Source organism: Dyella sp. EPa41, from assembly GCF_016586165.1.
Classification (GTDB): Bacteria; Pseudomonadota; Gammaproteobacteria; order Xanthomonadales; family Rhodanobacteraceae; genus Dyella.
Genome location: NZ_BCPR01000033.1, coordinates 30,467 through 52,129, shown reverse-complemented (window position 1 = coordinate 52,129; position 21,663 = coordinate 30,467). Strand labels below are relative to the sequence as shown.

General features: G+C 66.3%; 20 protein-coding genes and 1 pseudogene. All 21 read left to right on the top strand.

The features are described 5' to 3' along the window. Window positions 1-1,131: 1,131 nt before the first annotated feature. Entirely contained in the window at window positions 1,132-2,079 is a 948-nt protein-coding gene (fabD, locus tag JMF82_RS12205; protein WP_201314845.1) for an ACP S-malonyltransferase, read from the top strand. A gap of 64 nt (window positions 2,080-2,143) precedes the next feature. Beyond that, window positions 2,144-2,886 (top strand): annotated as a pseudogene (fabG, locus tag JMF82_RS12200) (3-oxoacyl-ACP reductase FabG). A gap of 298 nt (window positions 2,887-3,184) precedes the next feature. After that, the gene (acpP, locus tag JMF82_RS12195) at window positions 3,185-3,424 is read left to right on the top strand and encodes an acyl carrier protein (RefSeq protein WP_038616856.1); all 240 of its coding nucleotides are present in this window, start codon (window positions 3,185-3,187) and stop codon (window positions 3,422-3,424) included. A gap of 215 nt (window positions 3,425-3,639) precedes the next feature. Beyond that, on the top strand, window positions 3,640-4,878 hold the full coding sequence (fabF, locus tag JMF82_RS12190) for a beta-ketoacyl-ACP synthase II (protein WP_201314844.1): 1,239 nt from the start codon (window positions 3,640-3,642) through the stop codon (window positions 4,876-4,878). Window positions 4,879-4,907: 29 nt separating this feature from the next. Next, window positions 4,908-6,236 (top strand): aminodeoxychorismate synthase component I, encoded by a 1,329-nt coding sequence (locus JMF82_RS12185; RefSeq protein WP_236585442.1) that lies wholly within the window; start codon window positions 4,908-4,910, stop codon window positions 6,234-6,236. Beyond that, window positions 6,236-7,063 (top strand): aminodeoxychorismate lyase, encoded by an 828-nt coding sequence (pabC, locus tag JMF82_RS12180; protein ID WP_201314842.1) that lies wholly within the window; start codon window positions 6,236-6,238, stop codon window positions 7,061-7,063. The genes JMF82_RS12185 and pabC overlap by 1 nt, the downstream gene beginning before the upstream one ends. Further along, complete coding sequence (mltG, locus tag JMF82_RS12175) at window positions 7,060-8,097, top strand: endolytic transglycosylase MltG (RefSeq protein ID WP_201314841.1); 1,038 nt, start codon at window positions 7,060-7,062, stop codon at window positions 8,095-8,097. Before pabC ends, mltG begins: the two co-directional genes overlap by 4 nt. After that, entirely contained in the window at window positions 8,094-8,729 is a 636-nt protein-coding gene (gene tmk / locus JMF82_RS12170; RefSeq protein ID WP_201314840.1) for a dTMP kinase, read from the top strand. Before mltG ends, tmk begins: the two co-directional genes overlap by 4 nt. Next, window positions 8,726-9,661, top strand: a complete 936-nt coding sequence (gene holB, locus JMF82_RS12165; RefSeq protein WP_201314839.1) for a DNA polymerase III subunit delta' — start codon at window positions 8,726-8,728, stop codon at window positions 9,659-9,661. The genes tmk and holB overlap by 4 nt, the downstream gene beginning before the upstream one ends. Before the next feature lie 62 nt (window positions 9,662-9,723). After that, window positions 9,724-11,346 carry a hypothetical protein gene (locus tag JMF82_RS12160; RefSeq protein WP_201314838.1) on the top strand — a complete coding sequence of 541 codons (1,623 nt, stop codon included), beginning with the start codon at window positions 9,724-9,726 and terminating at the stop codon, window positions 11,344-11,346. A 1-nt stretch (window position 11,347) separates the two neighbouring features. Continuing rightward, window positions 11,348-12,277, top strand: a complete 930-nt coding sequence (locus JMF82_RS12155; RefSeq protein ID WP_236585441.1) for a PIG-L family deacetylase — start codon at window positions 11,348-11,350, stop codon at window positions 12,275-12,277. A 111-nt stretch (window positions 12,278-12,388) separates the two neighbouring features. After that, window positions 12,389-12,745, top strand: a complete 357-nt coding sequence (locus JMF82_RS12150) for a PilZ domain-containing protein (RefSeq protein ID WP_038616875.1) — start codon at window positions 12,389-12,391, stop codon at window positions 12,743-12,745. A 279-nt stretch (window positions 12,746-13,024) separates the two neighbouring features. Continuing rightward, window positions 13,025-13,381 carry an NADH-quinone oxidoreductase subunit A gene (locus tag JMF82_RS12145; RefSeq protein ID WP_201314837.1) on the top strand — a complete coding sequence of 119 codons (357 nt, stop codon included), beginning with the start codon at window positions 13,025-13,027 and terminating at the stop codon, window positions 13,379-13,381. Beyond that, window positions 13,372-13,929 (top strand): NADH-quinone oxidoreductase subunit B, encoded by a 558-nt coding sequence (locus JMF82_RS12140; protein ID WP_038616880.1) that lies wholly within the window; start codon window positions 13,372-13,374, stop codon window positions 13,927-13,929. The genes JMF82_RS12145 and JMF82_RS12140 overlap by 10 nt, the downstream gene beginning before the upstream one ends. Before the next feature lie 18 nt (window positions 13,930-13,947). Then, window positions 13,948-14,676, top strand: a complete 729-nt coding sequence (locus tag JMF82_RS12135) for an NADH-quinone oxidoreductase subunit C (RefSeq protein ID WP_201314836.1) — start codon at window positions 13,948-13,950, stop codon at window positions 14,674-14,676. 2 nt (window positions 14,677-14,678) lie between these two features. Further along, entirely contained in the window at window positions 14,679-15,932 is a 1,254-nt protein-coding gene (locus JMF82_RS12130) for an NADH-quinone oxidoreductase subunit D (protein ID WP_201314835.1), read from the top strand. Window positions 15,933-15,950: 18 nt separating this feature from the next. Continuing rightward, entirely contained in the window at window positions 15,951-16,478 is a 528-nt protein-coding gene (gene nuoE / locus JMF82_RS12125) for an NADH-quinone oxidoreductase subunit NuoE (RefSeq protein ID WP_111983558.1), read from the top strand. Between the two features lie 12 nt (window positions 16,479-16,490). After that, window positions 16,491-17,801, top strand: a complete 1,311-nt coding sequence (nuoF, locus tag JMF82_RS12120) for an NADH-quinone oxidoreductase subunit NuoF (protein WP_201314834.1) — start codon at window positions 16,491-16,493, stop codon at window positions 17,799-17,801. Next, entirely contained in the window at window positions 17,798-20,119 is a 2,322-nt protein-coding gene (gene nuoG / locus JMF82_RS12115; protein ID WP_201314833.1) for an NADH-quinone oxidoreductase subunit NuoG, read from the top strand. The genes nuoF and nuoG overlap by 4 nt, the downstream gene beginning before the upstream one ends. Before the next feature lie 4 nt (window positions 20,120-20,123). After that, a complete protein-coding gene (gene nuoH / locus JMF82_RS12110; RefSeq protein WP_201314832.1) occupies window positions 20,124-21,152 on the top strand; it encodes an NADH-quinone oxidoreductase subunit NuoH in 1,029 nt (342 codons plus the stop codon). Window positions 21,153-21,160: 8 nt separating this feature from the next. Continuing rightward, window positions 21,161-21,652, top strand: a complete 492-nt coding sequence (gene nuoI / locus JMF82_RS12105) for an NADH-quinone oxidoreductase subunit NuoI (RefSeq protein ID WP_201314831.1) — start codon at window positions 21,161-21,163, stop codon at window positions 21,650-21,652. The last annotated feature ends 11 nt before the right edge of the window (window positions 21,653-21,663 follow it).

Genomic DNA, 21,663 nt, shown 5'->3' with positions numbered 1-21,663 from the left:
TTTCTCGCAACCTGGCTCGCCTGCGACCGAAGGGAGTCCCTGTGGGGCGGCGGGCTTCCGCCCTCCTGCCGGAGGCCGGGTCACTTTCTCTTGCTTGCCCAAGAGAAAGTAACCAAAGAGAAGGGCACCCCGCGTGGCGCTGTCTGGGCTTCGCCCAGCCAGTCAGTGAGGGGCGGCCGGGCTTTTCGACCGGGCTCCTGCCCGGACGAAAAGTGCCCGACATCCGTGTCGGGCACCCCTGCGGGGCCTGATCGACCACCCCTCACCGCCACACAGGGGATGGGTTGAAGGCTCGTGCCGCTGCGCGGCACATCGCGAGCGACAACCTCCCCCTCCCTCTCTCTGTAGGAGCGCACCCAGTGCGCGACAGCGGCGCATCGATGACCTCTGCGGTCGCGCACTGGGTGCGCTCCTACAAGGTAGGGTCCGCTCTTGATCTTCCCCCCCTATGGCGCGAGCAGGCGGGAGGTGGAATCGCCCGAAGGGTGGCCGGCAAGACGCCGGCCAGAGGATCCCCGCCTCCCGCCTGCGACCCCGCAGGGGCGCGGCATCGGGGTGGCCTTTCTCTTGGTTACTTCTCTTTACTCCGGGCATCCTGCCCTCCGCCCTTCCTCGCTCCTCAAAGCGGCGCCATCCATGGCGCCTCCCCGCGTACGGGCCGGCTTCGCCGTTCGCACGCTCCTGCGCGTGCGTGGCCACGCAAAGAGATTAGTGACCCGCTCGTCGGCAGACGAGCGGAAGCCCGCGGCCCCACAGGGACTCCCTTCGGTCGCAGGCGAGCCCAATCGCGATGCGGCCAAATCAGAGCCCAACAGCGATGACCCGCTGCGCTCGCCCCTTCGCGGCCGGCCCAGGGCGTTCCGCGCGCCTGGCACGTGTCCTGCCTGCAGGGCGACGAACAAAAAAACCGCGACTCGCCTGGCGTTCACACAGCCCGCGCCACACACCACCCGGAAAACCGACCGCGAAGGCCATTGCCACAGTCCGACGCATGCCGCCACACGTGCCCGGAAAACCCAGGCAAACCCTCCGCAAAAACACCATCTCAACCCGTCCGCCGGGCATATACAGCTGCGTATGGCGCCCATTGCTGGCACCATTCCGTTTTTCGATTCGGAAGATTCGCGCTCCATGACCCAGACCGCCGCAACGCTCGCATTCGTTTTCCCGGGGCAGGGCTCCCAGTCCGTGGGCATGCTCGCCGAACTGGCCGCCGCCCATCCTGAGGTGAAAGCGACGTTCGACGAGGCTTCGCAAGGCGCTGGGGTCGACCTCTGGGCGTTGAGCCAGCAGGGGCCGGAAGAAGACCTCAACCGCACCGAAAACACCCAGCCGGCATTGCTGGCGGCGAGCGTGGCCGTATGGCGCGTATGGCAGAAGCTGGGCGGCGCGCAGCCGGCTCAGCTGTCGGGTCACAGCCTGGGCGAGTACAGCGCGCTGGTATGCGCCGGGGCGCTGTCGTTGCATGACGCGGCGGCACTCGTGGCCGAGCGTGGTCGCCTGATGCAGGCCGCGGTGCCGCCGGGCGTGGGCGCGATGGCTGCCATTCTCGGTGGCGACGACGCCCAGATCGCAGCCGTGTGCGACGAAGTGGCGCAAGGTCAGGTGGTTTCACCGGCCAACTTCAATTCGCCGGGCCAGCTGGTCATCGCCGGCAACGCCGAGGCCGTGGATCGCGCGCTTGCCAGGCTGGCGGAGCAGGGCGTGAAGAAGGCGATCAAGCTCGCCGTGTCGGTGCCGTCGCATTGCGCGCTCATGCGCGACGCTTCCGATCGCCTCGGTGAGCGCATGGCATCCATCCAGTGGCAGCTGCCGGCCATCCCCGTCATCCAGAATGCCGAAGCGCGCAGCTACGGCACGCTCGAAGACATCCGCGGCGCATTGCAGCGCCAGCTGTACCTGCCGGTGCGCTGGACCGAATGCGTGCAGGCACTCGTGTCCGGTGGCGCCACGCGGGTGGCCGAGGCGGGGCCGGGCAAGGTGCTGGCGGGCCTGATCAAGCGCATCGACAAGAGCGTCGAGGCACGCGCCATCGGCACGCCTGGCGAGCTCGATGCCGCGCGTGCGGAATGGGCCTGAGCGACTCTACAGACATCATGCGGCTGGACGTATCGACGTTTGGCCATCCAAAGGGAAATGACAGATGAGCAAGACACTGCAAGGTGAAATCGCCCTCGTCACCGGCGCCAGCCGCGGCATCGGTGCCGCCATCGCCGACGAACTCGCATCGCTCGGCGCGACCGTCATCGGCACCGCCACCAGCGAGAGTGGCGCGGCTGCGATCGGCGAACGTCTCGCGCCGCACGGCGGCCATGGCCGCGTGCTCGACGTGACCGGCGAAGGCGCCGTCGAGGCGCTGATCGACAGCATCACCAAGGAATTCGGCGCCGTGTCAATCCTGGTGAACAACGCCGGCATCACCCGCGACCAGCTGCTGATGCGCATGCGCGACGAGGACTGGCAAGCCATTCTCGATACCAACCTCACCTCGGTGTATCGCGCCTCCAAGGCGGTCATGCGCGGGATGATGAAGGCACGCAGGGGCGCATCATTTCCATTGCCTCGGTGATCGGCCTCACCGGTAACCCCGGGCAGGCCAATTACGCTGCCGCCAAGGCCGGCATCATCGCGTTCTCCAAGTCGCTGGCTCGGGAAATCGGTTCGCGTGGCATCACCGTCAACGTGGTGGCGCCGGGCTTCATCGATACCGACATGACCCGCGCGTTGCCCGAGGAATCCAAGACCGCGCTGCTGGGCCAGATCGCGCTCGGCCGCCTCGGCGAAGCGAGCGACATCGCGAAGGCAGTGGCCTTCCTGGCGTCTCCGGCGGCCTCTTACATCACCGGTGAGACGCTGCACGTCAACGGCGGCATGTACATGCCGTAAGGGATGAGGAATCGGCGGCAACCCCCGCCGCACCCTGCATTGTTTGAAACGGCCGGATGCCGCTCCCGCTTGCTGGAGAGGCATCTGGCATGCCGGCACGGGCCGGCTTAACAAGGAGTTGTCGCAAGCGGATGCGTTTTAGGCGACAATTGCTTCTTTCGCGCCGGTCCCGTGGCCTGCGTTTCACCACCGCTGGCGGACCATGGCAGCCACGAAGGTTAGCCACTACAATCCGCCGGCCATATGCCGGCCCGATGCCGGTGTGACAGGTAACTACTCCTTGGGAGGTATTGGCAACATGAGCACCATCGAAGAGCGCGTCAAGAAAATCGTCGTCGAGCAGTTGGGCGTGAAGGAAGATGAAGTCACGGCGAACGCTTCGTTCGTGGACGATCTGGGCGCTGATTCGCTGGACACCGTTGAGCTGGTGATGGCTCTCGAGGAAGAGTTCGAGACCGAGATTCCGGACGAAGAGGCCGAGAAGATCACCACGGTGCAGCAGGCCGTTGACTACATCAAGGCCCACACCAAGGAGTGATCGCTCCGTTGTGGCCGGCGCATCTCACCATGCGCCCGACCACCGGCGATATCGGAAGCTGCGCCACATTGGCGCAGTTTTCGTTTCTGCAATTTGCAACGTCCGATCCCGTATGGTGTGCCTCCGCGCATCGCCGGGTTCGGATGACGTGGCTGCGATAGCGCGGAAAGTCTGTCCGCCGCGGCGGGACCACGGAAACACGAGGGAAGATCAGTATGAGCAAACGACGTGTGGTTGTAACCGGCCTCGGCATCATTTCGCCCGTAGGCAACGATATCGCCAGCGCCTGGGACAACATCCTCAAGGGCGTGAGCGGCATTGGCGAGGTTACCCATTTCGACGCCACCGCCTATGCCACGCGCATCGCCGGTCAGGTACGTGATTTCGATCCCGCGCAGTGGATCGCCCCGAAAGAAATCAAGAAAATGGATCCGTTCATCCATTACGGCATTGCCGCGGGCACGCAAGCCCTGCGCGATTCCGGCCTGGAAGTGACGGAAGAAAATGCGCCGCGCATCGGCGTGGCGGTGGCGGCCGGCATCGGCGGCCTGCATACCATCGAACACACCTCGATCGAGCTGCACGACAGGGGCCCGCGTCGCGTGTCGCCGTTCTTCGTGCCCTCGTCGATCATCAACATGGTGTCCGGCCACCTGTCGATCATGAACGGCCTGAAGGGCCCGAACATCGCCTGCGTGACCGCCTGCACCACCGGTACGCACAACATCGGCCTGGCCGCGCGCATGATCCAGTACGGCGATGCCGACGTGATGATCGCCGGTGGCGCCGAGTTCGCCACGACGGGCACGGCGATGGCGGGCTTCTGCTCGGCCAAGGCCATGTCCACGCGCAACGACGAGCCGACCAAGGCCAGCCGTCCCTGGGACAAGGATCGTGACGGTTTCGTGCTGTCCGACGGTGCCGGCGTGCTGGTGCTGGAAGAATACGAGCACGCCAAGGCGCGCGGCGCGAAGATCTACGCCGAACTCGTCGGCTTCGGCATGAGCGGCGATGCGTTCCACATCACCGCGCCCAGCGAAGGTGGCGAAGGTGCGGCGCGCAGCATGGATACCGCACTGAAGGATGGCCGCCTCAACCCGACCGACGTGCAGTACATCAACGCTCACGGCACCTCGACCCCGCTGGGCGACCTGGGCGAAGTGCTGGCCGCCAAGCGCGTGTTCGGCGATCACGCCTACAAGCTGGCGATGAGCTCGACCAAGTCGGCGACCGGCCATCTGCTCGGTGCGGCCGGTGGCGTCGAGGCGATCTTCACCATCCTGGCGCTGCGCGACCAGGTACTGCCGCCGACCATCAACCTCGACGAGCCGGGCGAAGGCTGCGACCTCGACTTCGTGCCGCACGTCGCGCGCGAGGCCAAGTTCGACGTGGCCATTTCCAACTCGTTCGGCTTCGGCGGCACCAACGGCACGCTGGCATTCCGTCGCGTTTGAGCGGCGTGACCACGTTCCACAAGCGTACCTTGCACGGCCGGCGCGATCTCCTCGCGCCGGCCGCTGCATTTCCGGAGCGCTATCCCGGCCTGCTGCAGAGCGTGACGCAGGGTTCGGCACAGGCGCGTTACGACATCCTGTTCGCCTTTCCGCAGGACAGCCTCACGCTGTGCGCCGACGGTCGATTGCGCGATGGCCATGGCGCCCTGCGCACCGGGCGTTTTCTCGATGCGCTGGACGACGCATGGAACGCGGAGCGATTGCCGCGAAACGAAGCGGACGATCTCCCGTTCCACGGTGGCTGGCTGTTGTTGCTGGCCTACGAGCTCGCCGGCGATATCGAGCCGCGCTTGCGCCTGCGCATGCCCGAAGCGATTCCGGTGGCGCTGGCGGTGCGTTGCCCTGCAGCCATCGTGGTCGATCATGAGCGTCATCGCACGGTGCTCATTGCCGAAGCCGGTCACGAGGCATGGCTCGATGCGATGGAGTCGGACCTCGGGGTCGACGTCATGCCGGCGGCGCTCGCGCCGCCCGACACCTGCGGCGAGGACGAGCCATCGCTCTTTCTTCGTGGCGTCGAGCGCATCCATGAACACCTGCGCGCCGGCGACATCTTCCAGGTGAATCTTTCCCGCGCATGGCGCGCCCACTATGCGACGCCGCCGTCTGCCGCGTCCTTGTATGCCGCCCTGAGGCAGGCCAATCCCGCGCCGTTTGCCGGCTTGCTGCAACAGCCCGGATGGGCCGTGGTGAGTTCTTCGCCGGAACGCCTGGTCGAGGTGCGCGACGGCTTGGCGCAGACGCGCCCCATCGCCGGCACGCGACCGCGAGCGCCTGGCGACGACGAAAGCGCGCGCATCCTCGAACTCAGCACGCATCCGAAGGAGCGCGCCGAGCACGTGATGCTGATCGACCTGGAGCGCAACGACCTGGGACGCGTGTGCGTACCCGGCACCGTCGAAGTGAACGAGCTGATGGTGGTGGAAAGCTACGCGCACGTGCATCACATCGTGTCGAACGTGCGTGGCCGGCTGCGCGGCGACGTCACGCCAGGGCAGGTGATCGCCGCGACGTTTCCGGGCGGCACCATCACCGGCTGTCCCAAGGTGCGTTGCATGGAGATCATTGCCGCGCTGGAGGATGCGCCGCGCGGCGCGTACACCGGCGCGCTCGGTTACCTCGATCGCAATGGCGACCTGGACCTCAATATCCTCATTCGCACGTTCACGCTGGCGGGCTCGCAGGTCAGCCTGCGGGCGGGCGCCGGCATCGTGGCAGACTCGGTGGCGGAGAAGGAACTCGACGAAACCCGCGCCAAGGCGCGTGGACTGCTGCGCGCGCTGGGAGTGCAGGGCTGATGACCGTCGCGCGCGTCCTCGTCGATGGTGCGCCGGCCGATACCCTTTCCGTCGCCGACCGCGGTCTTTCCTACGGCGATGGCCTGTTTGAAACCATCCGTTTCGTGCACGGCCTCGCCCCGCTGTGGGCGCGCCATATGCAGCGCCTGCGGGAAAGTTCCCGAAGGCTGGGCATGCCTGCATGCGACGCCGAGCGATGCTTGCACGAAGCCTTGGCAGTATCGACGGGACTGGCACATGCCGTCGTGCGCATCACGTTGACGCGGGGCATGGGCGAGCGGGGTTACGCGCCGCCGGCAGCACCGAAGCCGACACGTATCGTGGCGGCCTTCGAAGCACCCGTGATGCATGGCGACAACTACCAACGGGGCATACGCGTGCGTTGGTGCGATACGCGCCTGGGGCTGCAGCCCTTGCTGGCGGGCATGAAACACCTCAACCGCCTGGAACAGGTGCTGGCGCGGGCCGAGTGGAGCGACGCCGCCATTCCCGAAGGGCTGCTGCTCGATCTCGAAGGAAACGTCATCTCGGCGACCATGGCCAACCTGTTCGCGGTGATCGATGGGGCACTGGTCACTCCGTCCGTCGAGCGTTGTGGCGTGGCGGGCGTGGCCCGCGCCGAGGTGTTGTCCGTGCGCCTGGATGCACGGGTAGGCACGCTGCGTCCGGACGAGCTGCAACGTGCCAGCGAGGTCTTCCTCAGTTCCAGTGTCCGAGGCATCCTGCCCGTTCAGGCCGTGGGCGATACGGTGTATGGTCCCGGCCCGGTTACCCGCGCCATGCAGCAGCACTGGCGCGGGCTGGGTTTCCCGATGGAGCAGGCATGAACCGAATGAAGATGCGGGGCCGGGCGTTCTGGCGCGTGTTCGCCCTGCTGGTGCTGTTGGCGATGGCGGGCGCCGTGGCCTACGGCTGGATCGACTACCAGCGCTTTGTGCGCAGCCCGCTGGCGGTTTCCGCGCAGACGCCCAGCGTCGACGTGGGCAAGGGCAGCAACCTGCGCGACGTGGTCGGCCTGCTGCGCGGGCAGCACGTCACCACGACGGGGCCGCTGTATTGGCGGGTACTGGCCGAGCAGTTGCGGGTGGCGGGCCGCCTGCACGCGGGCGAATATGCGCTGACCACCGGCATGACGCCGCGCGACCTGTTGCTCAACATGGCCGCGGGCAAGGTGCTGCAGCGCAATTTCACCATCGTCGACGGCTGGACGTTTCGTGACCTGCGCCAGGCACTGGCCAAGGCCGACAAGCTCCGGCAGGACGGCGCCGGCCTGGATGATGCCCAGCTGATGGTCAAAATCGGCGCACCCGGTGAAATGCCGGAGGGGCGGTTCCTGCCCGAGACCTACGCCTACGTGAAAGGCGACACCGACCTGGACATCCTGCGTCGCGCCCACGCGGCGATGGCGAAGATGCTCGATACGCTCTGGGCCCAGCGCGACAGCCAGGTACCGCTGGCGACGCCATACGATGCGCTGATCCTCGCCTCCATCGTGGAGAAGGAAACCGGGCGTGCCGATGAGCGGCCACGCATCGCCGGCGTGTTCGTGCGGCGCCTGCAGAACCACATGCTGCTGCAGACCGATCCCACGGTGATCTACGGCATGGGCGAGAGCTACGCCGGCAACATCCACAAGTCGGACCTGACCACCGACACGCCGTACAATACGTATACGCGCCAGGGGCTGCCGCCGACGCCGATTGCGATGCCGGGCAAGCCGGCCATCGAAGCGGCGCTGCATCCAGCCCAAGGCTCCGAGCTCTATTTCGTTTCCCGTGGCGACGGTTCGCATGTGTTCTCCTCTTCGCTGGATGAGCACAATCGCAACGTGGCCTGCTACCAGTTGAAGCGCTGCCAATGACCAAGCGTGGCAAATTCATTTCGCTCGAGGGCGGCGAAGGCGCCGGCAAGAGCACGTTGCTCGCCGGCTTGCAGAAGCATCTCGTCGAGCAGGGCGTGGCGCTGGTGCAGACCCGGGAGCCGGGCGGTACGCCGCTGGGCGAAGCCGTGCGCGCCATCGTGCTCGACGCCGAGCGCCGGGACATGTCCGCCGAGGCGGAGCTGCTGTTGATGTTCGCTTCGCGCGCCCAGCTCGTGCGCGAATGCATCGAGCCTGCGCTGGCAGCAGGCAAGTGGGTGCTGTGCGACCGCTTTACCGACGCCAGCTACGCCTATCAGGGCGGCGGTCGTGGTGTACCCACGGAACGCATCGCGCTGCTCGAGCAATGGGCGACGGAAGGCCTGACGCCCGATCTCACCTTGCTGCTCGACCTGCCGGTGGCGACCGGCCGCGCGCGCGCCGCGGGCCGCGGCGCGGCTGATCGCATCGAGAATGAAGCGGATGCGTTCTTCGAACGCGTGCGCGAAACCTATCGCGCGCGTGCCGCAGAACAACCGCAGCGCTTTCGCGTCATCGATGCCAGCCTCACGCCGCCGCAGGTGCTCGAGGCCGCCATCGACGCCACGCGCCACCTGTTTGGAGCCGTCGCGTGAGCGTGATGCCCTGGCATGAGGAGCATTGGAGCCGGCTGCAGGCGCGTCGCGCCCGCGATGCCATGCCGCATGCGTTGCTGCTGTGCGGACCCGCCAGCCTGGGCAAGCGTGATTTCATGCATCGCTTCGCGCAGGGCCTGTTGTGCCAGCAGCCGGGCGATGGCGAGCCCTGCGGCGTGTGCCGCAGCTGCCTGCTGTTCGAGGCCGGCACGCATCCCGACTATTCGGTGCTGAGTTTCGGCCTGCGCAAGGACGGCGTGCAGCGCAGCGAAATCGTCGTCGACCAGATTCGTGAACTATCCGCACGGCTCGCCATGGCCAGCCAGTTCGGCGGCTGGCAGATCGTCTGCATCGATCCTGCGGACGCCATGAACGCGGCCGCGGCGAACGCGCTGCTCAAGACGCTGGAAGAGCCTTCGCCGCAAACGCTGCTGTTGCTGGTCGCCGACGCGCCGTGGCGGCTGCCGCAGACCATACGCAGTCGCTGCCAGCGCATCGAATTCCATTTGCCGTCGCGTGAGGTGGCACTCGCCTGGCTGCAGCAGGCGGGCGTGAAGGATGCCGAGGCGGCGCTCGATGCCGCCGGTGGCAACCCCGGCATGGCGCGCGTGTGGGCGGAAGAGGGCGCGTTGGCCCGGCGCCAGGAAGTGCGCAAGGATCTCGGTGCACTGGCCGCGGGTCGCGGCGAGGCGATGGAAGTCGCTCGTCGCTGGCTGGACAACGAACCGGAGCAGCGCCTCTGGTTCGCCGCGCAGGCGGCCGCGGACGAGATGAAGGCACGCGCCGTGCGCAGCACCGGACCGCTGGCCAGCCAGCTGGACGACGAATCCCTGGACCGCTGGTACATGTCGGCCAATCGCACGCGCGAATCGCTGCGTGGCCCTTTGCGTGGCGACTTGTTGTTGCTGGAACTGCTCGCCGGCTGGCATTGAGACCGCAGCGGCCGCAAGCCACGGGAAAGCCCGGTGACAGGCCGTCTCCCTAGTCTGGCGGCATGAAGTCCCCACTTCAGCAACGCCTCCCCATCTGGCCGTGGATTTCCCTGCTGCTCCTGCTGGTGCTCCGGCTGGCATGGCTCAATGCGTACACGCTTAACTCCGACGAAGCGCAGCATGCGCACGTCGCGTGGGCGTGGACGCAGGGCCTGTTGCCGTATCGCGATGTGTTCGACAACCACGGCCCCTTGTTCGGCTGGTTGCATTCGCCGCTGTTGAAACTGTTTGACGATCGTGCCGACGTGCTCACCTGGCTGCGACTTGCCATGCAGTTCTGGTACGTCGTGGCGCTGGGCGCCACCGGCTGGATGGCGAGGCGTCTGTACGGTGGGCGCGTAGCATGGGTGGTGGTGCTGCTTGCCGGATTGTTTCCACGCTTCTTCATCGTCAGCGGACAGTTCCGCACCGACGATATGTGGATGGCGCTGTGGCTGGCAGGGCTGGCTTTCGTGGTGGGCGTGCCGCCCCGTGCATGGCGTTTTTTCCTGACGGGCCTGCTGGTCGGGGCCGCGCTCGCCGTATCGCAGAAAACGCTGGCGCTGATCACCACCACCTTGGTCACCGTCGTCGTGCTCCGGCTATTGCTGCCTGCCGGCGCGCCGCACGCGAACCTGCGGTGTTGGGCCGCAGCCGCCATCGGGTTACTGGTCGTTCCGATGGCCTTCGTCGCGTGGCTGGCCGCGCAGGGCGTGCTGGGCGAGGCGTGGTATGGATTGGTGCTCTACAACATCGGAGGGGCGGCCAAGCGCCACGCAGCCCAGCAGTTGCTGTGGTTTGTCCTGCTCGGTTCGGCGGCATTGGTGCTGGCGATCCGCGAGGTGCGTCGGCGCTCGCTGGGTGAATTCGACTGGACGGTCTTCTTCTCGTTCCAGGGCGGGCTCTATCTCCTGCTGATCTGGTTCATCTGGCCGCTGATCACCAAGCAGGATTTCCTGCCGGTGCTTCCTACGCTGGTGCTCGCCTTCATCGGCTGGGCGGCGCACTGGCCGTGGTTGAGCCTGAGGCCGCGGCTGCGCGCCGCCCTTTTCCTGTTGATGCTCTGCGCCGAACTTACGGCCGTGGTGGCCTATGCGCCGCCCTGGCAGGACGAACTGGCCGCCCAGCGCGCCGAATTGACGCTGGTGCTGCGTTATACGGACAAGACCGACACCGTCATGGATCCGAAGGGCGATACCATTTTCCGCATGCGCCCTTACTACCCCGTGCTTGAAAGCCTCGCCATGCGTCGCCTGCGCAAAGGCTTGATGACCGACACCATCGTCGATGAACTGCTGACCCACGGCACCATGGTGGTCGTGCCCCGGCGGTTGCCCTATGCCAGCGCGCACTTCGTGGTCGAGAACTACGTGCCCGCCGGGCGCGACGTGTGGGTTGCCGGCCGCATGTTTCCAACCCCCGAGCCCGACCAGGTCGTCGATGTGGCGCTGCCCGGCAACTACGTGTTGACCGATGGATTCCGCCAGCTCAGGGGAAGCGTGGATGGTGGCCCCGTTGACGATCACTGGCATCTCAGTCGAGGCGTGCATCACCTGAAGGCCGCGGGGGGCATTCCCGTCGCGCTGGTGTGGGGGCAGGCCTTTGATCGCGGCTGGCGCCCCGTGACCTTGCAGCAGGGGGGCTGACATGGCCTTCAGCCTGAACGCAAGGACGCGCCTGCTGGTGATCGCGCCCCATCCCGACGACGAATCGATTGCCACCGGAGAGTTGATACAACAGGTGCGCCAGTCGGGCGGCGAGGTGCGCATCCTGTTGCTTACCCATGGCGACAACAATCCCTGGCCACAGCGCTGGATGGAGCGTCGCGTGCGCATCGGCGTCGACGAGCGCCGGCGGTGGGGCGAGCGGCGGCGCGCTGAAGTGGGGCAGGCCATGACCCAGTTGGGCGTGGACGCCTCGGCGCTGGAGGCCCTGGGGTGGCCGGACATGGGTATTACCGCGAGGCTGCGTACCGATCTCGACGCGAGCGTCGCCAGCCTGCTGGCCTGCCTCGACGAGTGCCAGCCGAACCTGGTGGCGCTTCCCGCCTTGGGCGATCACCACCCCGACCACAGCGCTGCCCATGTCCTGGCCCGGTTGGCCCTGGACCGCTGGCAGGGCCCGTCACCGGAGCTCTTGGCCTACCTGGTCCATGGTCGTGAAGGCCATGTGACCGGACGGGTCAAGCTCGACTCCTCGGTGGGCCTGCATGCGAACAAGCTGGCGGCATTGGCCTGCCATCGCAGCCAGATGGCCTTGAGCGGCAAGCGCATGCGCCGCCTGGCGGATCGCGCGGAGCGCTACCTGCAGGTTCGCGGGACAGGCGCGCGTGTCACCGCCCCGGTACTTCCCTGGCAGCCGTCGGCTGCATGGCATCCCTGGCTGCACCTGATGCTGGTGGACGGCCGGGGTGCGCGCAGCTGGCCGTGGCGCGAGGCGCCGCTCGCCCGGGACGGGCAGGGCCGGTATGTCCTGCATGCGCTCGGCGACGAGGTGCCTGGTCCGGCATTTGCCAAGCTCTACATGAACCTGCCGTCGCCGTGGATCTTCGACCGCTGGGGCTGGTGCGAGCTGTAAGCCGCACCTTCCGTCACATTCCTTCGACGCATCGCTTGTGGCTGGGGCGCGCCGGTCGCTAGGATGCGCGGCATGAGGGTGTCGGGCCGAGGGTGGCCCGCAGGAGCTGTCATGAATCCGGCCATTGCCGCCCGCCAGGGCATTATTTCGTTGAAGATCAAGGACACGGCGGCGTTGTACAACGCCTACATGCCCTATCTGAAGAACGGTGGCCTGTTCGCGCCCACGGCCCAGCGCTACGCGTTGGGAGACGAAGTGGTGCTTCTGATCAACCTCACCGACGAAGGTGAGCGCCTGTCGGTAGCGGGCAAGGTGGTCTGGGTCACGCCGGTGGGCGCCCAGGGCAACCGCACCGCCGGCATCGGCGTGCACTTCAACGAGTCGGCCGACGGCGAAGCGGCCCGTACCCGCATCGAGAACCTGCTGGCCGGCATGACTTCCTCCGAGCGCCCCACGCTCACCATGTAAGACCTTGGTCGATATGGCCCGCGCCCGCTCGCCGCGAGGCGTTCGAAGGTGTGTGCGAATCGCCTTGCGAATACCCGTCAAGGCTTGTTGTTGTTAAGCGCGCTGATACAATGTCGCGATTCCCGACTCAGATCGTGGAAAGTCGGACGTTCGCGGCTGTAAATGCATGTGAACGTGGCGCATAGCCCATGGCCCTGGTGGCCTGCCGAATCCGGTTCCGGACCGTTTTTCCCCGACGGTCACTGATGCGCCGATGGAGGCGCGGAGGTACGTTTCACCGTGCTTGCCGAATATTGGCCCATCCTGCTGTTCATCGGCGTCGCCGCCGGCCTGGGCGTGGTCCTGCTGGCCGTTGGCCTGCTTGCCGGACCGCGTCGCCCCGAGTCGGAGAAGCTCTCGCCCTACGAGTGCGGCTTCGAAGCCTTCGAAGACGCCCGCATGCGCTTTGACGTGCGCTACTACCTGCTGGCGATCCTCTTCATCATTTTCGACCTGGAAATCGCCTTCCTGTTCCCGTGGGCAGTCGTGTTCCAGAAGATCGGCATCATCGCCCTGATCGAGATGGCGACGTTCCTGTTGCTGCTGGTCATCGGTTTCGCTTACGTGTGGAAGAAGGGAGCACTGGAATGGGAGTGATCTCGTCCCTTGACCGGGTGATGCACAACCCGCAGCCGTTGAACCTGGTGGACGACATCCTGCGTCCGGCCGAGGACAACCCGATCGTCCAGCGCGGCTTCGCCACCACCAGCGTCGACGCGCTGATGAACTGGGCGCGCACCGGTTCGATGTGGCCGATGACCTTCGGTCTCGCCTGCTGCGCCGTGGAAATGATGCACGCCGGCGCCGCTCGCCTGGACCTGGACCGCTACGGCGTGATCTTCCGCCCGAGTCCGCGCCAGTCCGACGTGATGATCGTGGCCGGCACCCTGGTCAACAAGATGGCCCCGGCGCTGCGCAAGGTCTACGACCAGATGCCCGATCCCAAGTGGGTCATCTCCATGGGCAGCTGCGCCAACGGCGGCGGTTACTACCACTACTCGTATTCCGTGGTGCGTGGCTGCGACCGCATCGTGCCGGTGGACATCTACGTGCCGGGCTGCCCGCCGACGGCCGAAGCGCTGATCCACGGCATCCTGCAGTTGCAGAAGAAGATCCGCCGCACCAACACCATCGCGCGTTCCTGACAAAGGCGCAGCTGAGCCATGACTGATACACCGATCAACTCGCTGGCCGAGCGCCTTTCCGCGCGATTCGGCGACACGCTGAAGATCAGCGTCGTACGCAACGAAGTCACCGCCGAAGTGGCCGCCGCCGACCTGCTCGCGGTGGCCACCGCGCTGCGCGACGAGGCACCGTTCCGTTTCGGCGTGCCCATCGACGTCTGCGGCGTCGACTACCTGGGCTACGGCCAGACCGAGTGGGACACCGAAACCGTGTCCGGTACCGGCTTCTCGCGTGGCGTGGAAGGCGAGGCCATGGGCCGCTTCAAGTGGGCCGACCGCCCGCGTCCCGAGATGCAGAAACGCCGCTTCGCGTCGGTGGTGCACCTGCTGTCGCTGGAAAACAACCAGCGGCTGCGCCTGCGCGTGTTCGGCGAAGACGACACGCTGCCGGTGGTGCCCTCGCTCACCGGCATCTGGCCGGGCGTGAACTGGTTCGAGCGCGAGTCGTTCGACCTGTTCGGCATCGTCTACGAAGGCCATCCGGACCTGCGCCGCATCCTCACCGACTACGGCTTCGTCGGCCATCCGTTCCGCAAGGACTTCCCGCTGATCGGCAACGTCGAAGTGCGCTACGACCCCGAGCAGAAGCGCGTGGTGTACGAACCCGTGTCGATCGAGCCGCGCGTGCTGGTGCCGCGCGTCATCCGTGACGACGCCGACCTGCTGCAGGCCAAGGCCGAGGCGGCCGACAACTGGCGGAACAACTGATCATGCAAGAGATCCGCAACTACACCATGAACTTCGGCCCGCAGCATCCCGCTGCGCACGGCGTGCTGCGCCTGGTGCTGGAGATGGACGGCGAAACCATCGTCCGCGCCGACCCGCACGTGGGCCTGCTCCACCGCGGCACCGAGAAGCTGGCCGAGTCCAAGCCGTTCAACCAGTCGATCGGCTACATGGATCGTCTCGACTACGTGTCGATGATGTGCAACGAGCACGCCTACGTGCGCGCCATCGAAACCCTGCTGGGCATCGAGGCGCCGGAGCGCGCGCAGTACATCCGCACGATGTTCGACGAGATCACCCGCATCCTCAACCACCTGATGTGGATCGGCTCCAACGCGCTCGACCTGGGCGCGATGGCCGTGTTCCTGTACGCGTTCCGCGAGCGCGAGGAACTGATGGACGTCTACGAGGCGGTGTCGGGCGCGCGCATGCACGCGACCTACTACCGTCCGGGCGGCGTCTACCGTGACCTGCCCGAGCGCATGTCGCAGTACCGCGAGTCGCCCTGGCACAAGGGCAAGGACCTCAAGCGCCTCAACAGCTGGCGCGAAGGCTCCATGCTCGACTTCATCGAGGCGTTCGCCAACGACTTCCCGTCGAAGGTGGACGAGTACGAAGAGCTGCTCACCAACAACCGCATCTGGAAGCAGCGTACCGTCGGCATCGGCGTGATCTCGCCGGAAATGGCCCAGGCCTGGGGCCTGACGGGCGTGATGCTGCGCGGCTCGGGCATCGAGTGGGACCTGCGCAAGAAGCAGCCGTATGCCAAGTACGCCGAGGTGGATTTCGACATCCCGGTGGCCTCGGGCGGCGACTGCTACGACCGTTACCTGGTGCGCGTCGAGGAGATGCGCCAGTCCAACCGCATCATCCAGCAGTGCGTGAAGTGGCTGAAGGCCAACCCCGGCCCGGTCATCGTCCAGAACTTCAAGGTCGCGCCGCCCAAGCGCGAAGACATGAAGGAGGACATGGAAGCGCTGATCCACCACTTCAAGCTCTTCACGGAAGGCTACGGCGTGCCCGCGGGCGAGACCTATGCCGCCGTCGAGGCGCCGAAGGGCGAGTTCGGCTGCTACCTGGTCTCCGACGGCGCCAACAAGCCGTTTCGCGTGCACCTGCGCGCGCCGGGCTTCGCCCACCTGTCCTCGATGGACGCCTTCGTTCGCGGCCACATGCTGGCCGACGTCGTGGCGATGATCGGTACCTATGACCTCGTGTTCGGCGAAGTCGATCGCTGAGCCCGGAGGAACACAACCATGAAAGCCACCGGAAATTACGAGCAGGTCAAGAACGTCGACCCGCTCGTCGTACTCAACGAACACACTCGTCATCACATCGAGGAGTGGGTTGCCCGTTTTCCGCCCGACCGCAAGCGTTCGGCGCTGATCCAGGCGCTGTTTGCCGCGCAGGAACAGAACCACGGCTTCCTCACCGATGAACTGATCACGGCCGTTGCCAAGTACCTCGAACTGCCCGCCGTGTGGGCGTACGAGGTCGCCAGCTTCTACTCGATGCTCGAGACCAAGCCGGTGGGCCGCAACAACGTCGCCATCTGCACCAACATTTCCTGCTGGCTCAATGGCGCCGAGGACCTAGTGAAGCATTGCGAGCAGAAGCTGGGCATCAAGCTCGGCGAAAGCACCGCCGATGGCCGCGTGTACCTCAAGCGCGAAGAAGAATGCATCGCCGCCTGCGCCAGCGCGCCGGCGATGACCGTCAATGGTCACTACCACGAGCGTCTGTCGATCCAGAAGATCGACGAGATCCTCGACGGTCTCAAGTAAGGGCAGGGCGCCATGGCATACGGTCCGGCACCGAAAGAACATCAGGTCGTCTACACCACGCTGCATTTCGACAAGCCGTGGGCGATGGACAGCTACACCCAGGTCGGTGGTTACGAGGCGTGGAAGAAGATCCTCGCCGAAAAGCCCGATCCCAATGCTCTGATCGAGGAGATCAAGAAGAGCAACTTGCGCGGCCGCGGCGGCGCGGGCTTCCCGACCGGCCTGAAGTGGTCCTTCATGCCCAAGGGCGACATGCAGAAGTACATCCTCTGCAACTCGGACGAGTCGGAGCCGGGCACCTGCAAGGACCGCGACATCCTGCGCTTCAACCCGCATGCGGTGATCGAGGGCATGGCGATCGCGTGCTACTGCACGGGCTCGACCGTCGCCTACAACTACCTGCGTGGCGAGTTCCATCACGAGCCGTTCGAGCATTTCGAAGAGGCGCTGAAGGAAGCCTACGCGGCCGGCCTGCTCGGCAAGAACATCCAGGGCACCGGCCTCAACGTGGACATCTACGGCGCACTCGGCGCCGGCGCGTACATCTGCGGCGAAGAGACCGCGCTGATGGAATCGCTGGAAGGCAAGAAGGGCCAGCCGCGCTTCAAGCCGCCGTTCCCGGCCAACTTCGGCCTGTACGGCAAGCCCAGCACCATCAACAACACCGAAACCTACGCGTCGGTGCCGGCCATCCTGCGCAAGGGTGCGGACTGGTTCCTGGCGCAGAGCAAGACCAAGAACGGCGGCCCGAAGATCTTCTCGGTCTCCGGTTGCGTGCAGAAGGGCGGCAACTTCGAAGTGCCGCTGGGCACCACCTTCGACGAACTGCTGGAAATGGCCGGCGGCCTGCGTCCGGGCCGCACGCTGAAGGGTGCAATCCCGGGCGGCGTGTCCATGCCGGTGCTGCGCGCCGAACAGCTGAAGGGCCTGCCGTTCGACTACGACACCCTGCGTGACCTCAAGACGGGCCTGGGCTCGGGCGCCATCGTGGTGCTTGACGACACCGTCTGCACGGTGCGCTTCACCCGCCGCATCTCGCAATTCTTCCACAAGGAAAGCTGCGGCCAGTGCACCCCGTGCCGCGAAGGCACCGGCTGGATGCACCGCGTGCTGGACCGCATCGTGGCCGGCCAGGGCACGATGGACGACCTGCACCGCCTGAAGGCCATTGCCGGCCAGATCGAAGGCCACACCATCTGCGCGTTCGGCGAAGCCGCCGCGTGGCCGGTGCAGGGCTTCCTGCGCCAGTTCTGGGATGAATTCGAGTACTACATCGTCAACGGTCGCTCCATCGTCGACGACAAGCTTGGAGCCGCCGCATGAGTGCGCAGCCCGCAGCACCGAACCTCGACCTCGTCAATATCGAGGTCGATGGCAAGCCCACGCAGATCCGCAAGGGCGCCATGATCATCGAGGCGGCCGACGCCATCGGCATCGCCATCCCGCGCTTCTGCTACCACCGCAAGCTCCCCATCGCCGCCAACTGCCGCATGTGCCTGGTGGAAGTGGAGATGGGCGGCAAGCCCATGCCCAAGCCGCAGCCGGCCTGCGCCACCCCGGTGGCCGAAGGCATGAAGGTGAAGACCCGCACCGACGTCGCCCTGAAGTATCAGAAGGACGTCATGGAGTTCCTGCTGATCAACCACCCGCTGGATTGCCCGATCTGCGACCAGGGCGGCGAGTGCGAACTGCAGGACGTCGCGCTCGGCTACGGCCGCAGCGTGTCGCGTTTCACCGAGCGCAAGCGCACCATCGCGGACGAGAACCTCGGCCCGCTGGTCGCCACCGAGATGACCCGCTGCATCCAGTGCACGCGCTGCGTGCGCTTCACCAGCGAAATCGCCGGTACCTACGAACTCGGCGGCATGAGCCGCGGCGACAACCTGCAGATCGGCACCTACATCGGCAAGACGATCGAGACGGAACTGTCGGGCAACATCATCGACGTCTGCCCGGTGGGCGCGCTGACCAACAAGCCGTTCCAGTACCAGGCGCGCGCCTGGGAGCTGATCGCCAAGCCGTCCATCGCCTACCACGATGCGCTGGGTTCCAACCTGTGGCTGCACACGCGCCGCGGTGAAGTGCTGCGTACGGTGCCGCGCGACAACGAATCGATCAACGAGTGCTGGCTGTCCGATCGTGATCGCTACAGTCACCAGGGCCTGTACGCCGCGGATCGCGTGAGCGCGCCGCAGGTGAAGCGCAACGGCCAGTGGCAGACCACCACGTGGGAAGACGCGCTGGGCGCGGCCGTGGAATCGCTGAAGGCGGTGCCGGGCAGCGAGCTGGGCGTGCTGGTCCATCCGGCCACCACCAACGAGGAAGGCGACCTGCTGGTGCGCCTGGCCCGTGGCCTGGGCAGCGCCCATGTCGACCATCGCGTGCGTCAGCTCGACTTTGCCGACAACGCCGCGGCCATGGCGTTCGCCAAGCCGGTGGCCGAGCTGGACAAGGTCAAGGCCGCGCTGCTGGTCGGTTCGGACCTGCGCCACGAAATGCCGCTGCTCAACCACCGCATCCACCAGGCGGTGAAGAAGGGCGCCAAGGTCTACGCCGTCAACCCGGCGAGCTTCAACTTCAACTACAAGCTGGCCGGCGAAGCCATCGTGGCGCCGCAGGCGCTGGTCGATGCGCTGCTGGCGTTGGCCAAGGCGGCCGTCGAAGGCGGCGCGAGCGCGCCGTCCGCGCTGGCCGCGGCCATCCATGGCGCCTCGTCCGACCAGGGCGACAAGGACGCCATCGCCGCGATGAAGAGCGGCAGCGCCGTGGTCATCCTCGGCGAGGCGGCCGTCACCCATCCGCAGGCCTCGTGGCTGCGCGCCGTGGCGCGCTTCATCGCGGAAGCCACCGGTGCGGGTTACGACGAACTGCCGGTCGGCGCGAACGCCGTGGGCCTGGCCCAGGTCGGCGTGCTGCCGGGCAATGGCGGCCTCGACGCGCAGGCCATGCTGGCCCAGCCGCGCAAGGGTTACGTGCTGTACGGCGTCGAACCGCAGGACGTCACCGATGGCGCCGCCCTGCTCAAGGCGCTGAAGGGCGCCCAGCAGGTCGTCGCATTCTCCGCCTTCGCCAGCCCCGTGCTGCGCGAAGTGGCCAACGTGATCCTGCCGATCGCGCTGCTGCCGGAAATCGACGGCACCCTGGTGAACGTCGACGGCCTGGCCCAGAGCGTGGCCGCCGGTTCGAAGGCGCCGGGCGAAGCCCGTCCGGGCTGGAAGGTGCTGCGTGCCCTGGGCGGCGTGCTCAAGGTCGCCGGTTTCGAGTTCGACGACCTGGCCGGCCTGCGTGAAGGCATCAGCGAGCGTAGTCACCAGCCGCGAGCCGAACTGGCGCAGCGTCCGGCGGCTGCGGGCCTGACCCGTCTCGCCACCTGGCCGATCTATCGCACCGACGCCGTGCTCCGTCGCGCCACGGCACTGGGCAAGCATCCGCTGAACCGCGCACCGGCCGTGCGCGTGAACGCCGATGAGGCGCAGCGCCAGGGCCTGGGCGAGGGCGCCGCGGTCCGCATCGCCGATGCGGTGCTGCCGCTGGTGATCGATGCGAGCGTGCCCGATGGCGCCGCCTGGATCGAAGCCGCACACGACGACACTGTCACGCTGCCGCCGTACGGCGCGGCCCTCACCCTGAGCAAGGCATAAGCACATGGGCGAACAGATCCTCAACCAGATCATCTGGCCAATCGTCTACATCCTGTGCATCGTCCTGCCGCTGGTGATCGCGGTCGCGATGTACGTGTGGTGGGAGCGCAAGGTCATCGGCTGGATGCACGTGCGCATGGGGCCCAACAAGATCGGTCCCTTCGGCCTGCTGCAGGCCTTCGCCGACGTGGTCAAGCTGCTGCTGAAGGAAGTGATCCTTCCGACCAGCGCGAACAAGGCGCTGTACTACCTGGCACCGATGATCGCCCTGGTGCCGGCACTCGCCGCCTGGGCGGTGATCCCGTTCGACGACAAGATGGTGCTGGCCAACGTCAACGCGGGCCTGCTGTACCTGCTGGCGATGACCTCGCTGGGCGTGTACGGCATCATCCTCGCCGGCTGGGCCTCCAACTCGCGCTACGCGCTGCTGGGCGCCATGCGTTCGGCCGCACAGGTCATCTCCTACGAACTGGCGATGGGCCTGTGCCTGGTCTGCGTGCTGGTGCTGTCCGGTTCGCTGAACCTCACCGACATCGTGCATGCGCAGGCGGGCAGCAAGGGCATCGGCGACTGGTTCATGTGGCCGCTGCTGCCGGTGTTCATCATCTACTTCATCTCGGGCGTGGCCGAAACCAACCGCGCGCCGTTCGACGTGGCGGAAGGCGAGTCGGAAATCGTCGCCGGTTTCCACGTGGAATACTCGGGCTCGGCCTTCGCGCTGTTCTTCCTGGCCGAATACGCCAACATGATCCTGGTCAGCTTCCTGGCCTCGATCCTGTTCATGGGCGGCTGGCTGTCGCCGCTGCCGGCGTCGTGGGGCTTCCTGGGCCATGCCAGCGTCCTGTGGCTGTTCGCCAAGGTCTTCCTCTTCGCCTTCCTCTTCCTGTGGTTCCGCGCCAGCTTCCCGCGCTACCGCTATGACCAGATCATGCGTCTGGGCTGGAAGGTGTTCATCCCCATCACCATCGTCTGGGTCCTCGTCGCCGGCTGCATGAAGTATTTCGGCTGGGTCACCGTCGGCACGGGAGGCTGAAGAAAACCATGTCCCGCGTTACTCACTATTTCAAGAGCCTGCTGCTCATCGAGCTGTTCAAGGGCATGGGCCTGACCATGCGCTACATGTTCAGCCCGAAATACACGATGCGCTACCCGATGGAGCACATCCCCAAGTCCAACCGCTTCCGCGGCCTGCACGCCTTGCGCCGCTACGCCAACGGCGAGGAGCGCTGCATCGCGTGCAAGCTGTGCGAGGCGGTGTGCCCGGCGCTCGCCATCACCATCGATTCGGCCCCGCGCGAGAGCGACGGCCAGCGCCGCACCACGCGCTACGACATCGACCTGTTCAAGTGCATCTTCTGCGGCTTCTGCGAAGAGAGCTGCCCGGTCGACTCGATCGTCGAGACGCACATCCACGAGTACCACTTCGAGCAGCGTGGCGAGAACGTGGTGACCAAGCCGCAGCTGCTGGCCATCGGCGACCGCTTCGAAGCGGACATCGCCGCGGCCCGCGCTCAAGACGCCGCGTACCGCTGAGGAGCAGGGAC